Source organism: Colwellia sp. KU-HH00111 (assembly GCF_040362745.1).
Taxonomy (GTDB): Bacteria; Pseudomonadota; Gammaproteobacteria; order Enterobacterales; family Alteromonadaceae; genus Colwellia.
Genome location: NZ_BAABWO010000001.1, coordinates 177,778 through 192,956, shown reverse-complemented (window position 1 = coordinate 192,956; position 15,179 = coordinate 177,778). Strand labels below are relative to the sequence as shown.

The 15,179-nt window shown below is 41.4% G+C and carries 12 protein-coding genes and 1 pseudogene; 1 reads left to right on the top strand and 12 read right to left on the bottom strand.

What is annotated here, in order from left to right:
* Window positions 1–13 precede the first annotated feature (13 nt).
* The 12 genes and pseudogenes from murG to ABXG98_RS00705 form a co-directional block, all read right to left on the bottom strand.
* Window positions 14–1,144 carry an undecaprenyldiphospho-muramoylpentapeptide beta-N-acetylglucosaminyltransferase gene (gene murG, locus ABXG98_RS00760; RefSeq protein WP_353536771.1) on the bottom strand — a complete coding sequence of 377 codons (1,131 nt, stop codon included), beginning with the start codon at window positions 1,142–1,144 and terminating at the stop codon, window positions 14–16.
* Window positions 1,137–2,417 carry a cell division protein FtsW gene (gene ftsW / locus ABXG98_RS00755; protein WP_353536770.1) on the bottom strand — a complete coding sequence of 427 codons (1,281 nt, stop codon included), beginning with the start codon at window positions 2,415–2,417 and terminating at the stop codon, window positions 1,137–1,139. The genes murG and ftsW overlap by 8 nt, the downstream gene beginning before the upstream one ends.
* Window positions 2,417–3,859 (bottom strand): UDP-N-acetylmuramoyl-L-alanine--D-glutamate ligase, encoded by a 1,443-nt coding sequence (gene murD / locus ABXG98_RS00750; protein ID WP_353536769.1) that lies wholly within the window; start codon window positions 3,857–3,859, stop codon window positions 2,417–2,419. Before murD ends, ftsW begins: the two co-directional genes overlap by 1 nt.
* A 58-nt stretch (window positions 3,860–3,917) precedes the next feature.
* Window positions 3,918–4,997, bottom strand: a complete 1,080-nt coding sequence (mraY, locus tag ABXG98_RS00745) for a phospho-N-acetylmuramoyl-pentapeptide-transferase (RefSeq protein WP_353536768.1) — start codon at window positions 4,995–4,997, stop codon at window positions 3,918–3,920.
* Complete coding sequence (locus ABXG98_RS00740; RefSeq protein ID WP_353536767.1) at window positions 4,997–6,568, bottom strand: UDP-N-acetylmuramoyl-tripeptide--D-alanyl-D-alanine ligase; 1,572 nt, start codon at window positions 6,566–6,568, stop codon at window positions 4,997–4,999. Before ABXG98_RS00740 ends, mraY begins: the two co-directional genes overlap by 1 nt.
* Entirely contained in the window at window positions 6,565–8,187 is a 1,623-nt protein-coding gene (locus ABXG98_RS00735) for a UDP-N-acetylmuramoyl-L-alanyl-D-glutamate--2,6-diaminopimelate ligase (protein ID WP_353536766.1), read from the bottom strand. The genes ABXG98_RS00740 and ABXG98_RS00735 overlap by 4 nt, the downstream gene beginning before the upstream one ends.
* Window positions 8,180–9,946: a peptidoglycan D,D-transpeptidase FtsI family protein gene (locus ABXG98_RS00730; RefSeq protein WP_353536765.1), complete on the bottom strand. Its 1,767-nt coding sequence runs from the start codon at window positions 9,944–9,946 to the stop codon at window positions 8,180–8,182. Before ABXG98_RS00730 ends, ABXG98_RS00735 begins: the two co-directional genes overlap by 8 nt.
* 56 nt (window positions 9,947–10,002) lie before the next feature.
* Window positions 10,003–10,344 carry a cell division protein FtsL gene (ftsL, locus tag ABXG98_RS00725; protein WP_353536764.1) on the bottom strand — a complete coding sequence of 114 codons (342 nt, stop codon included), beginning with the start codon at window positions 10,342–10,344 and terminating at the stop codon, window positions 10,003–10,005.
* A 2-nt stretch (window positions 10,345–10,346) separates the two neighbouring features.
* Complete coding sequence (gene rsmH / locus ABXG98_RS00720; protein WP_353536763.1) at window positions 10,347–11,297, bottom strand: 16S rRNA (cytosine(1402)-N(4))-methyltransferase RsmH; 951 nt, start codon at window positions 11,295–11,297, stop codon at window positions 10,347–10,349.
* A gap of 34 nt (window positions 11,298–11,331) precedes the next feature.
* A complete protein-coding gene (gene mraZ, locus ABXG98_RS00715) occupies window positions 11,332–11,790 on the bottom strand; it encodes a division/cell wall cluster transcriptional repressor MraZ (protein WP_353536762.1) in 459 nt (152 codons plus the stop codon).
* A 24-nt stretch (window positions 11,791–11,814) separates the two neighbouring features.
* A pseudogene (locus tag ABXG98_RS00710) lies at window positions 11,815–11,880 on the bottom strand (KxYKxGKxW signal peptide domain-containing protein); the annotation flags it as partial.
* A 311-nt stretch (window positions 11,881–12,191) separates the two neighbouring features.
* Window positions 12,192–14,000, bottom strand: coding sequence for an acyl-CoA dehydrogenase C-terminal domain-containing protein (locus ABXG98_RS00705; protein ID WP_353536761.1), 1,809 nt, complete (start codon window positions 13,998–14,000; stop codon window positions 12,192–12,194).
* Window positions 14,001–14,210: 210 nt separating this feature from the next.
* Here ABXG98_RS00705 and ABXG98_RS00700 point away from each other — a divergent pair, with 210 nt between their 5' ends.
* Window positions 14,211–15,161, top strand: a complete 951-nt coding sequence (locus ABXG98_RS00700) for a hypothetical protein (protein ID WP_353536760.1) — start codon at window positions 14,211–14,213, stop codon at window positions 15,159–15,161.
* Window positions 15,162–15,179 lie beyond the last annotated feature (18 nt).

Sequence of the window (15,179 nt, the reverse complement as noted above, 5' to 3'; positions counted from 1 at the left end):
CCTGTTTTATATTCTATGCTGCTAGTTGTTGACAAATATTTGCAACCTTGCGTGTTGCATCTACATCAGCAGCAGCAAAGGCTGCTTGCGCCATATTCTTTAAAACCTGAGGTTGACTAACTAACGCCAAGAGTTGTTTTGTCAGTTGCTCACTGGTTAATTCATGCTGCTTAATCAAAATGGCACCACCACAAGCAACTAAATATTGAGCATTTTTAGTTTGATGATCGTCCACGGCATGTGGCAGTGGGACAAATATTGCGGGGGTTGATGCCATAGCCAATTCTGACACGGTTAATGCGCCCGCTCGGCAAATAACAATATCCGCCCATTGGTAAGCACTGGCCATATCGTCAATAAACTCCGTGACCCGCACCTGCTCATTAGCTATGCCTTGTTCATGATACGCATTGATAACGCTTTGTTGCTTACCTTTACCTGTTTGATGCCAAGTATTCACTATATGGTTATCACTGGTGTTAACTGCTTGGGTTAATTGCGCCACACTCTGCGGTACAGTTTCATTTAATACTTGTGCACCTAAACTACCGCCAACCACTAAAATATTGAATGTATTTAAGGTTTCTTGCTCAGGGCTATTAAGGTTTCGCTTCCCTAGCGTTTGTTGACCAATACTTTCTCTTAGTGGGTTGCCAACAACCTCCACACCTTTTCTCATTTTAAATGCATTGGGAAAAGCACAACACACTTTGCGTGCAATTGAGGCTAAAAGTCGATTAGTTAATCCTGCTACTGCATTTTGCTCATGAACGACTAATGGCTTTCTCATTAACCATGCCGCCAAGCCTCCAGGTGCACTTGCGTAGCCACCCATACCTAACACCACATCAGGTTTCACTCTTTTCATGACAGCCAATGCTTGAAGCAAAGCATTTATTAATTTAAAAGGTAAAGTTAACCAAGCAACTAAGCCTTTATGGCGAAGACCGCTAATGCTAATAAACGAAATAGCAAAACCATGTGCTGGCACAATTTCCGCCTCCATTCGTTCAGCGGTACCAAGCCAATGTATTATCCATCCTTCACTTTTAAGATGTTCAGCCACCGCAAGTCCCGGAAATATATGACCTCCAGTTCCACCCGCCATAACCAACAACACAGGAGTTTTAGTTGTTTTAGCCATTTGCCCCTCCTGTTTTTCGCGCTCTTCTTTTCGATGAGGTAGCTTGAATGCTTTGCATGCGAAGCTCATGATCAATTCTAATTAAAATTACAACCGCTATGGTCATAATGATCATCGAGCTACCACCATAACTAATTAGCGGCATAGTTAACCCTTTAGTTGGCACTATACCCGCACTTGCCCCGACATTAACGGCAGCTTGAAAACACACCCAAATACCAATTGCATAGGCAAAAAAACCTTCAAAATATTTCTCTTTTGCTAATGCTCTTTTACCCAACATTAATGCTTTAAATACCAACACCATACTAATCATCAGAATCAAGGTGATGCCAATAAACCCAAGCTCTTCTGCTAATACCGCCATAACAAAGTCGGTATGCGCCTCAGGTAAATATTCCAATTTTTGAATGCTGTTACCTAAACCTTGTCCAAACACTTCGCCACGCCCATAGGCCATTAATGATTGGGTTAATTGATACCCACTGCCAAAGGGGTCTTCCCATGGGTCTAAGAAACTGGTTATCCTGCGCCAACGATAGGGTTCAAAGATTGCGAGTAAAGACAATAATCCAACGCCAACTGAGGCCAAGCTGATAAACTGCCAAAGTTTTGCACCCGCTAAAAATAACAAACCAAACGTAGTAACAAACATAACAATAATAGTGCCTAGGTCTGGTTGCCTTAATAGCAAGGCTGCAAGTACGGCAAACACTACCAGTGGTTTAGCAAACCCTTTCCAGTCTTCCATCACTTGATCTCGACGTCGCACTAAATAGGCGGCGAGGTAACAAAAGAAAAATAACTTTGCCGGCTCTGCGGCTTGTACGGTAATAGGACCAAGTACAATCCAACGGGTCGAGCCATTTACGGTGCGCCCAACCATCAACACTATCACTAACAAAATTATTGACAGTATTAACAGGTAGCCACTATTTTTCTGCCACCATGCCATCGGAATTTGTAAAACCACACCAGCAATACCTAAACTCAAACAGATATAAATGGTATGACGAATGACAAAATGAAAGGGGTTATTAAATAAGCGTTCTGCCACTGGCATCGAAGAGCTAGCGACCATGATCAAGCCAATGGCGTACATGCTAAACGCAAGCACGACAAAAGTTCGATCAAATACCGCAGAGCTTCTTAGACCAGCATTACTTCCTAAAGCCTCAGTAATGCGCCCTTTGATGGTATGAGTCAATGCTGAGAAAATCGGCAAGGTTATTTGTTGATCGGTTGTTGGCGTAGGATCTACAGCAGCATTCATCAGCCTGCCTCCGCCATTGTCATTACCGCTGCCATAAACTGCTCACCGCGCTCAGCAAAGTTTTTAAACATATCTAAGCTAGCACAAGCGGGAGAAAGTAATACTATGTCGCCTGGCTGTGCCATTTTTTTAGCAAAAGATACTGCCTCAGATAAGCTGGTAACATGCGTGGTGTTAATATTATCCATGACCAGTTTAGCAATGTTATTTCCATCTTTTCCTAAGGTAATCATATGGCTAACATGTTCAGTTAACGGTTGAACCATAGGGGTAAAATCAGCACCTTTACCCTCTCCTCCCGCAATAAGGAGCAGGCGCTTGTTGTGATTATTTGTTGATATAAGTGTGGGTGCTAAGCCATTAATAGCGGCAATAGTTGCGCCGACATTAGTTGCTTTGGAGTCATTGATCCACGTGATGCCATCTTGGCTAGGAACACGTTGACAGCGATGCGCTAAGCCCTCAAAGCCGGCTAAGTTTGCAACCATGTCAGTTAATGACCATCCTGCACTATAACCAAGCGCCAAAGCAGCTAAGTAATTTAACGCATTATGAATACCAGCTAAAGGTAGTTTATCTACCGCTATTAAGAGTTGTTCGCCAAAGGCTAAATAAAACTGCCCTTTATGCTCAATGAGACCAAACTCACCTGTATTGGGTTGATCGCTACCAAAAGAAATAACCGTTTGTGATTTATTAGGTGTTTGGGTTGCTGCATCATCACGATTGGTAACGGCTACCCGACCTTGTTGGTAGATACCTTGCTTAATTGCTTTATACTTTTCCATATTGTGATGGCGATCTAAATGATCGTCACTGACATTTAACACGCTTGTGGCTAGTGCTTGCATGCTAGATAGAGTTTCTAATTGGAAGCTTGATAACTCTAAAATTAACAAGTCAGGTAAGTGGTTATCCTTACCGTCTTTTTGTCTGGTAAGAATATCTAATATTGGCTGACCAATATTACCGCCAAGCTGTGCATCAACACCTATTTGCTCAGCTAAATAGCTCAGTAAAGACACCACGGTTGATTTGCCATTTGAGCCAGTTACTGCAAGGATGTCAATAGACCGACCTTGCTCGTTCAAACCACCTTGATTATTCAGTTGACAAAACAACTCTATATCGCCAAACACCTGACATTCTGGCCTGATATGTTGAACAATTTCACCATTAGAACTATCAATACCTGGGCTAATTAAAATAATATCGGCATGGTGAATAAGTTCACTATGCCACTTTCCTAAGTGCAAACTTGCCGTTGGGAAGTTCGCTTTAAACCATTTTTCACCGTCATTGGTCGAGAATGGAGTAGCACGAGAGTCATTTACAGCAAAAGACAAACCTTGAGCACTAAGGTAGCGCACACAGGACATACCTGTGATGCCAGCACCAAGTACTAGTATTTGTTTATCTTTGATGTTTGCTAACCATGTCATGCTTTATTCTATCTCTTTATTTAAATATGTCGCTCTACTGCTTATCAATGCAGCAAACTTAACGAAGTTTTAATGTTGCCAAACCGATTAGTACCAAAATTAATGAAATAATCCAAAAACGTACAATCACTCTCGGCTCGGGCCAACCTTTTAATTCATAATGGTGATGTATTGGCGCCATACGAAAAATGCGTTGTCCACGCATTTTATATGAGCCAACTTGTAAAATGACAGATACCGTTTCCATAACGAATACCCCACCCATAATAAATAACACCAACTCTTGTCTTACCAAGACAGCAATCACCCCTAACGCCGCCCCTAGGGCTAACGAGCCGACATCACCCATAAAGACTTGCGCTGGATAGGTGTTAAACCACAAAAAGCCAAGTCCTGCACCAACAATGGCCGTACAAACCACCACTAATTCTGAAGTCATACTGATATAAGGAATATTTAAATACGTGGCAAAATTGACATTACCAGTAACATAAGCAAATAGCGCAAATGCACCTGCTACCATTATGGTTGGCACTATCGCTAGGCCATCTAAACCATCGGTTAAGTTAACCGCATTGCTAGTCCCGACAATGACAAAATAGGTCATTACAATATAAAAAATCCCTAACTGTGGCATCACATCCTTGATAAAGGGGATCAGTAAAAACGTTTGTTCTGGATGTGATATTTGGTACAAAAATACCGCAGTAATTAACCCTGCAACGGTTTGCCAAAAATATTTCCATTTGGCTATAAGCCCATTAGCATCTTTACGGATCACTTTACGGTAATCATCAACAAAGCCAATTAAACCAAAACTTACCACGACAAAAATAACCACCCAAACATATACATTGCTAAGATTTGCCCACAATAGAACACTAAAAACAATTGAGGCTAAAATTAGAATTCCGCCCATGGTTGGCGTGCCTGACTTGGATAAGTGACTTTCAGGACCATCATCGCGCACGGTTTGTCCTATTTGCATATGTTGCAAATATCGAATCAATTTTGGACCAAAATAGAGCGAAATAAATAACGCCGTTAAGGTACTGACAATCGCGCGAAACGTTAAGTATGAAAATACATGAAACGCACTGTAGTACTGGGTTAAATATTCAGCTAACCAATGTAACATTAAGCTTTTTCCTGTTTATTTACGCTATTATTAGCGGGGTTGACCAACTGATTTTTTGGTTGACGCGCATGCCAGTTAACAAGCCCTTCAACTACATATTCCATATGCGCACTGCGCGAGCCTTTTACCAATATCTGCACTTGTGCTACTTTATTGCGCTCAGTAGTACTGTCATGTTCAGAATTGTTGGCGTTCAGTTTTTCTTTTATTATTTGATCTTTGTGCGAGAGCAACTCAAATAAGGTTTCCTCAAGTAAATTTCGCTCACTAAAGTGCTCACTTATCGCATCGTTATTCTGCGCAAAAGCATCACTGGTGCTTTGACTTAACACACCTAAAGTGAGTAATACCTCGATCCCTTGCTCTTTAGCAAACTCGCCAATTTCTTGATGATAACGACGCGCTTCACAACCTAGTTCACCCATATCGCCCAACACTAGAATTCGCTGACCGTTATAATTAGCTAGTAGTGAAATAGCCGCTTTAATCGATTCAACATTGGCATTGTAGGTATCATCAATTAACTTTATCGCGGCACAAGTTGTTGTTTGGGGTAAGTGGTGTATATTTAAACGCCCTTTCACTGGCGTCATTTGTGCCAAGCCTAACTGAATATCTTGTAAACTAGCCCCACATTCAATGGCAGCAGTTGCCGCAGCAACCGCATTACACACATTATGCTTACCCGGCACGGTTAACATTATGTTGCAATGCCCAATGGACGTTTGTAGTTCAAACTGAGCACAGCCATTTTCATCTAAAACCACATTACTGCTATAACAATCAGCATTAATAGGGTTAAGACAAGAAAAAGTTCTCACTTGTTTATCAGTTAACCGCCACTGCCACTTGCTGGTGTATTTGGTGTCTTTGTTATATAAAGCAACACCTTCAGCTGATAAACCTGCAAATATTTCTCCTTTGGCACGCGCAACACCACATAAATCGCCGAAACCTTCTAAATGGGCTGCGGCAATATTATTAATCATAGCTACATCGGGTTTAACTAAGGCTGTGGTGTAGGCGATTTCACCAATATGGTTAGCGCCCATTTCAATCACTGCAAAATCATGTGCATGCTCTAACCGCAATAAGGTAAGTGGTACGCCAATATCATTATTGAAATTGCCTTGGGTGGCTAGCACCTTGCCTAATCGAGATAAAATAGCTGCTAGCATTTCTTTGACGGTTGTTTTACCGCTACTGCCAGTAATACCTACGGTTTTAGGTGCAACTTGTTGTTTAACATAAGCCGCTATTTGCCCTAACGCAATACGGGTATCTTCGACCACAATTTGGGCGACATTCGCTTGTTCAAGATCAGCAATGAGGTGATCAACAATTAACACCTGACAGCCTTGCGCTACTACCTGCTTTGCAAAACGGTGACCATCAAAGTTAGGGCCTTTCAATGCTAAAAAAGCGAGGTGCCCAGGTACTTGCTCTTCTTTTGCCTTAAGGGCACGAGAGTCAGTCACTAAATTTTCAACACTTATTGCTTTAAGTGCTTGCTGGCAAACTAATTGACCATTACAGGCTGTCGCAAGGGTTGTTAATGTTAGGTTGATCATAGTTGCTCACCATTGAAAGATTGTTGTTCACCACTATCAAAAAATGCCTTCACCACTTGACGCTCGTTATAATGAATTTTTTCATGACCCAAGATAATATAATCTTCATGTCCTTTGCCTGCTAATAACACCACATCGTCTGCCTGTGCCTTGGCTAATGTATCTAACACTGCTTGTTTTCGGTTGACAATAACCCTTGCTTGGCACTGCTCGTTCAACCCTGAGAGTACTTCATCGATGATACTCATAGGGGCTTCGGTACGAGGATTGTCATTGGTAACAACTAAGCAATCAGCATATTTTTGCGCCGCTTGTGCCATGAGTGGCCGTTTACCCTTATCTCTATCTCCACCACAACCAAACACCACAAACAACTTGCCATGACAATGTTGTCGGCAGGCAATTAAGGCTTTTTTGAGTGCATCGGGTGAATGGGCATAATCAACAACAACTGTCGGGGTGTTATCTGCCTTTTGAGTAGGTGAGCTAAACGACTCCATCCGTCCTTCAATGGCTTTAATCTGGCTTATTTTGTCTGCTATCACAGCTAAATCAATGCCTTCTATTAATAACACCGCAATGACTGCAAGCAAGTTATCTATATTAAAATCACCCAATAACGGGCTGTGAATGTCGATGTCACCCAAATGAGTACTGAGTAAAAAGTGAACCCCTTGACTGTGGTGTTGAATGTTGTGACAACTGACAAAGTGCTTGTGACTACGCACCAACTCACTTCGACCATAAACCCATAGATTTTGCTGCGACGAACAATCTTCTGTTGGCCATTGGTCTAGCCAGAATCGTGCTTGAGTGTCATCACCATTAAGTACCGCTATTTGTTTATTATTGTTAACAAACAACTGCCTTTTGGCTGCTGCATAATCGGCCATCGTGCCGTGATAATCGAGATGATCACGGCTTAAGTTAGTATATATGGCGATATCAAAGGTATGGCCATTTATTCGTCCTTGCTCAAGGGCATGCGACGAGACTTCCATCGCAAGGTGGCTAATTTTTTCTTGATCATTTTGTTGGCTAAAAGCAAAGAATAACTGCACTAAGTCCGTAGCACTTGGTGTAGTATTTTCTAGGGGCTGTAAATCATTAATCATGCCCGCACCATTTGTGCCGATAATAGCACAAGGTTTTTGGCAGTTTGTTAACACTTGACCAAGCAATAAACTGGTACTAGTTTTACCATTAGTACCCGTCACACCAATCATAGTCATACTTTTTTCTGGTGACTGATAATAAGCGCTAGCAAGGGTAAATAGATTTTTGTTTAACTGATAAAAGCTAATTACAGCCACTTGCGTACTGCCCGATTGAACATAGCGAATATCGCCATGTTGATGTGCTACTTCGCACTCAGACAACACTAACTTTGCGCCAAGAGCAATGGCATTGTCTATATATTGACGACCGTCTTGAACATGACCAATAATGGCGCAAAAGATATCACCGCTATTGATGTCATTATTAATGGTACGACTATCATTGGTAAGATCGCCCTGATATTCTGATAAGTCGATATTCTCTGGACAGGTGATAGCATAATGAGTTAACACTTGCTTGATTGTTGCAGTTGAAGGTCTTTTAATCACAGATTTAAACATCATTAGCCCCTTCATTAGCCACGTTTTTCAGGCTATCAAGTGCAACTTTTTCAGCAGTGTTCACCGCCAACTTATCGCTGGCATCGGGTGCTATATTGAGTACCCGCAACGCCCCTTTCATTACTCGAGAAAATACTGGTGCGGCTACTTCACCGCCATGATATAAATCGCCGCCGGGCTCGTTGATGACCACCACAACCACAACTTTAGGGTCTGATATCGGTGCTACACCGGCAAATAACCCTACGTAGTCATTGCCATAACCTCCGGCAACAGCTTTAAATGATGTTCCCGTTTTGCCACCGACACGGTAACCTTCTACTTTGGCTTTTTGCACGTGCTCATTGACGACTGTTTCGAGCATAGTAACAATTGCTTTGGAGTTTTCTTTGGAGAACACGCGCACACCTTCGGTCTGCGCTTTTTTGACTATAGACAATTCTCGCTTAATGCCGCCATTGGCCAATGCCGCGTAAAAACGCGTGAGTTGCATGGGCGTAATTGCTAAGCCATAACCAAAGGAAAGCGTTGCTAGTTCAAATTGTGACCAGCGTTGTCTATCATGCATCATGCCAGTACTTTCGCCCACTAATTCAGTGCCTGTACTTTCAGCAAATCCGGCATCAAAAAATCTATCGAGCAAAAATTCTTTAGGCACAGACAGTGCCAGTTTAGCTGTGCCCATATTTGAAGAATTAATTAAAATTTCTTCAATGGTTAACTTACCGCGATTTATCGGATCATTAACCCGCCTTCCTCCTAAACGCATCCAACCCGGACTAGTATCGATAATTGTGCTCATCTCTGCCGAGCCAAATTCTAGAGCGGTTAACACTGAAAGTGGTTTCATGGTTGAGCCAGGTTCATATATATCGGTAATAGCTCGATTTCTAAAACGATGAATAGCAGTATTGCTACGATTGTTTGGGTTATACGATGGGCTATTGGTCAGGGCTAAAATTTCACCGGTGTGAATATCAGCAACAACCACAGAGCCAGACGCTGCTTTAAATGCCTGTACCGCCCCTTTAAGTTCTTTATAGGCAATTGCCTGAATACGTTGGTCAATGGTTAACGTAACATCTTGCGCTGCTTGAGCTTTTTCCACAGACAATATTTCAACTTTGCGACCTTTAGCATCTTTTCTAAAGCGCTTATTACCACCTTTACCCGTTAACAATTGATCATAAACGCGCTCAACCCCTTCTATGCCTTTGTCATCAACATTGGTAAAACCCACCAAATGGGCACTAATTTCACCTGTAGGATAAAATCGTTTGGACTCTTTGCGTAAATGAATACCGGGAATTTTTAATTCACGAATATAATTAGCCATCGCTGGAGAAATTTTTCGTTCAAGATAGACAAAACGTTTACGGGTATTGCGAACTACTCGTGCGGTAAGCTTTTTTACGTCCTCGCCTAATACATCTGCAAGCGCCTGCCAGTGTTCTGTCATAGCTAACGCATTGTTTTCCATTATTATTTTAGGATCTGCCCACACAGTTTCTACTGGCACGCTAATCGCCAACTTATCTCCATTTCTATCAACAATAGAGCCACGTTGCACGGTATTAGCCGCTACCCGCATTGAGCGCAAATCACCCTGTTTTTTCAACATGTCTGGTTCGATGATTTGAATGTAAGCGCTACGTGCGAGTAATCCAACATAAATCAGCACAACGATGCCTATCACGACGTAATAACGCCATAAAGGGGTAGTTGGCTGGCTGCTGCGATTGCTGACTTTTGGCTTCATTTAAATTTAACTTTTTTCACTTAAAATATAGGGTCGTACTTCAACAGTTAATCAGATTACTCTAGGGTAATAACTATTTCTGAATCGGCATCGGGTCGCTTCATATTCAACAATTTTTTTGCTCTGCTTTCTATCGCGCTATGCTCTGCTAGGCTATTTTGCTCTAACAACAAATTACGCCACTCTATGTCTAACTCATCTCGTTGGGTATATAACTGCTCCAACGTGCTTGTGGTTTGTCTATTCATATGCGTGTAGTAAATCACTGAAAACGCAGAAACAACCACCAAAAACAATAAAATATAACTAACTAAATGTTGCGTTATGTCTTGCCAAATATCTAACGCTAACACTTGATTAGTTAATGGCTTTCTTGGCGCTACCCGCTGATTTACCACAACTACTCAACTGTGAATGGCAAACGTTTAGCAATGCGTAATACTGAACTACGAGAACGCACGTTTTCTTCAACTTCATCTTTGCTTGGTTTTAATTTACGACCAACCAAGGCAAGCTTTTTACCTTTATTTAATTCTTCTTCACTAATAGGCAAGCCGCGTGGCACCTTCTTACCTTGTGAATGCTTTTTCATAAACTGTTTTACTAGCCTGTCCTCAAGTGAATGAAAACTAATAACGACTAAACGCCCTTCTTCAGCTAGTACTGACAAAGAAGCGGCTAAAGCCAGCTCTATTTGCTCAAGCTCACTATTTATATACATACGAATAGCTTGAAAACTTCTAGTTGCCGGGTGTTTTTTGATTTCTCGTTGTGGCGCGGTAGTTTTGATTAATTTGGCTAATTCGCTAGTACGTGTGAATGGTGTTTCTTCTCTAACATCGACAATAGCATTGGCAATACGCCAAGCATGCTTTTCTTCGCCGAAGGTTCTTAGTACCCAAGTAATGTCTTCTACATCTGCAACTGCTAGCCACTGCGCCGCTGTTTGTCCGCGGCTAGTGTCCATGCGCATATCTAATGGGCCATCTTTCATAAAGCTAAAACCACGTTCAGCTTCATCAAGTTGCGGCGAAGACACCCCTAAATCAAGCAAAATACCATTAACCTTGCCGGTTAGTTGATGCTTTTCTGCTATCTCGGCTAAGTGGGCAAAGCCTTGATGTTCAATAGTAAAGCGTGGGTCATTGTTGAATTTTTCAGCTGCGGCAATGGCACTAGGATCTCGATCGATCGCAAGTAAACGCCCTTGCGGCGATAATTTTGATAGAATTAACGATGAGTGACCGCCTCGTCCAAACGTGCAGTCGATATAACAGCCATTAGGATCGATGTTTAAGCCATCAACCGCCTCAGCTAATAAAACAGAAATGTGTGTTTTATCTAATTCCATGTTGTTATTTTTATAACCTTTCAACGCATTAATATTATAAAGACAAGTCTAACAAACGATCGGTTAACTCTATTTCGCCCGATTGAATTTGACTAATACCTTGTTGCATCTGGGCTTGCCATGCTGACTCGCTCCATATTTCAAACTTTTTCAATTGCCCTACCAACATTACTGACTTTTCTAAATTGGCATGTTGTCTCAGTGGCCCATTAAGGAGTAAACGGCCATTTTTATCCATGTCACACTCAGTAGCGTTACCTAGTAGCACTTGTTGCAATAAACGCTCTTGTGGATTCATGCTTGATAAATTACACAATTTCAGTTCAATTTCTTCCCACTCAGGTAAGGGATAAAGCAATAAACAGGCATGTTGGATATCAACCGTACAAATCATTTTTCCTTGGCAGTCAGCAAATAGCTCTTCACGATACCGCGTGGGTATCGTGATTCTATTTTTGCTATCAAGCGTGATTGCGCTAGCGCCTCGGAACATAACTTTAAACTTGCCTTAATTTGATTATTTTAGGGTGGGAAAATCATTAAGATCCACAATTACCCACTTTTTTCCACATTTATACAGTTTAGTGACTAAAGTAAAGTTATGTCAAGCAAAGAATGGTGAAAAACATCGAAGCAACTACTGGTCAAAACACCAGTAAAATTAAGGGCTGAGCAAGATTTTTTAGGAAGTGAATGAAATTGTGGACTTTTGTGGATCGTCGCCCCATGAATTTCCGCTAAAAGTACAAAAAAATATTTTTTATGGGTGTTGATTTCATAAAAAATGATTCATGGTGGCATAAAGATGAGGTCTGCACCCAATAACAAAAAACCCCGCATAAAATGCGAGGCTTTAAGATAGTGCTAAGTTTTTAACTTTTTTATTGCGAACAGTTAAAATAAGACATCATCAATATCGAATAGACAATCACACCCTGAAGTCGCTGATGCGATTAACGATATGCGACGAGGGAGCAAACGAGAGAAATAATAACGGGCGGTATGTAATTTACTCTCGTAGAAAGTTTGACCGCTTTCCCCGTTATTGTCTTTTTGCGTTAAAGCAACCTGCGCCATTCTCGCCCAAATATAGGCCATTGCCGTATAGCCAAACACATGCAAATAATCGTTGGCTGATGCACCAAGTTCATTAATGTCTGCTTGTGATTTTGTGAGTAAATCTGAAGTAAGCTCGGTTAAATCATGTAACGCCTCAGCCAAAGGGGTGATAAACTCAGCCATGGCGGCATCATTTTTATTTGCCTCGATATATGCTGTAACCTCATCAGTAAACACGTTTAACAGTGCCCCTTTTGAGCTGGCTATTTTACGCACCAACAAATCCATCGCCTGAATACCATTGGTACCCTCATAGATCTGTGTTATGCGGGCATCACGAACAAGTTGCTCTTGCCCCCATTCACGAATAAAACCATGGCCACCAAACACTTGTTGTCCTGCTACTGTGTTCTCAAAACCTAAATCGGTAAAGAATGCCTTGGCTACAGGGGTCATTAGTGCAACTAACGCTTCTCCTTTGGCTTGTTCTTCGCCTGTGCCAAAAGTGGCATAATCAAGTTGCATGGCAATATAACTTGAAAGCGCACGCGAACCTTCATTTAACGCTTTCATATTAAGTAGCATACGGCGAACATCACCATGTACCATAATAGAGTCAGCTTCTTTGTTTGGGTTTTTAACGCCATTAAGTTTGCTATCAAGTGCGCGCCCTTGTATGCGATCTTTTGCGTATTCTAAGGCATTTTGATAAGAGCGTACTGCTGCACCTAGCCCTTGGATACCCACACCAATACGCTCAAAATTCATCATGGTGAACATGCACGCTAAACCTTTGTTAAGCTCACCAATTAAGAAACCTTTAGCGCCATCAAAGTTCATCACACACGTCGCTGAGGCATGTATCCCCATTTTATGCTCAATGGAGCCACAGCTAACATTATTGCGCGCACCGATAGTTTCATCTTCATTAACTTGATATTTAGGTACTAAAAATAATGAAATGCCACGAGGGCCTGCCGGTGCATCGGGTAATTTGGCCAAAACAAGGTGAACAATATTTTCGGTTAAATCATGCTCTCCGCCAGTAATAAATATCTTAGTACCTGTGACACTATAACTGCCATCATCTTGTGGAATTGCTTTGGTTCGAATAATACCTAAATCTGAGCCAGAATGCGCTTCAGTTAAGCACATAGAAGCTGACCACTCACCCGAATACATTCGAGTAAGGTACCTTTCTTTTAATGCTTCACTGCCATGTTTTGCTAAAGACAATGCGGCACCAGCAGTAAGCACAGGATAAAGCGCAAACGAAATGTCAGCGCTACAGAGCATTTCTTCATGTAATGCCGTGACCATTTTAGGCATACCCATGCCGCCATAATCAACGTCGCCACCTAGTGCGGTCCAGCCACCTTCAACATAGGTATTGAACGCTTCTTTGTATCCGGGTGCTGTAGTAACTACGCCATTGTTGAAGCTAACACCAGTTTCATCACCTTTGCGAGCGATAGGTGCAAGCTCTTGCTCAGCAATTTTGGCGCACTCTTGCAAAATAGCCTGCGCAGTGTCTTTATCAACTTGCTGTGCAAGCTTGGGTAATTTCTGCCACATTTCATCAGCTTTAAATACTTCATAAAGCAAAAAACTCATATCTTTTAACGGAACTTTATACTCAGCCACAACAACCCCTTTTTAAATTTAATCATTTAATACTTTCAAGCAAATCTGGCTTGATCAAAATCAAACATTCGATTGAAACGAGTGTTTGAATACTACCCTAATAATAAAGAAAGTAAAGTTTTCAGTCAAAATAACTCGACAAACTTGGTGTTTTATTAACGCTTAGGTTAGTGTTTGATATTAAGTATAGAAAAATTGAGAGGAATTGCAGTGAAAGCCTTACACATAATGCTATGTTTATTGTTGTTAACTATTTTTTCTGTCAAAGCTCAGCAGCTAAGTTTTAGCAAGGTACTGAAAGAAAATGAGTACCTGTTCTCATATCAATGGCTTGACCATCTCAACCAACCACAGTCAATACGGTTTTCATTAACGCATTCTGCGCTATTTTCACGTTTTAGAATGTTAAAGCCGTTTCAAAATGAGTTTGCACAAAAAACGATTATGCGCGCGGTCAAACAGCAATTATTAAAGCACCCACTCAATAACGCACAAGCTATGTTTAGGCAAAAATCAGGCAAACAGGTCATTGAAATTAACGCGATAGCAGCAGAAAATATCGCTGAGGCTCAAAAAAAAATAAAAGCAATGGAGCAAGTGGCAATCAAGGAGTATTACCAAAAAAATTATTATCAAGCTTTTACAACGCATGACCAACAGTTTGGTATAAAAATAAATCATCGCGATATTGCCAATGATTCTATCAATGATTTTAAAGCACTTAAGCCAATAATTTTAGATAAAGTGGCGATTGAGAATATACGAGCGGTGACTGATTTAGTGCTCAGTTTTGTGCAAAGCATTCCTTATTCACCATTAGAATCTCGCCTTACGTCATCAGGATCGGGGTTTAACCCGCCAGCTAAATTATTATGGGAGAATCAAGGTGATTGCGATAGTAAGATGACCTTAACTGCAACACTCTTGCGCGCACTAATGCCAAGAATACCTTTGGCGTTTATCTATATTGATAATCATGCGTTCATTGGTATTAACACGGCGAGTAAGCCTGGTGAAATCACAGTAACTCATCAAGGACTTGAGTATGTGTTAGGGGAGCCAACTGGCCCCGCACTTTATTCTTTAGGTTCGCTTGCTCCTGAATCCGAATTAGCGATCACGCAAGGACGTTATGTAATTGAGGCATTCTCACCCAAGTAATAATGAATTAAGTTAACG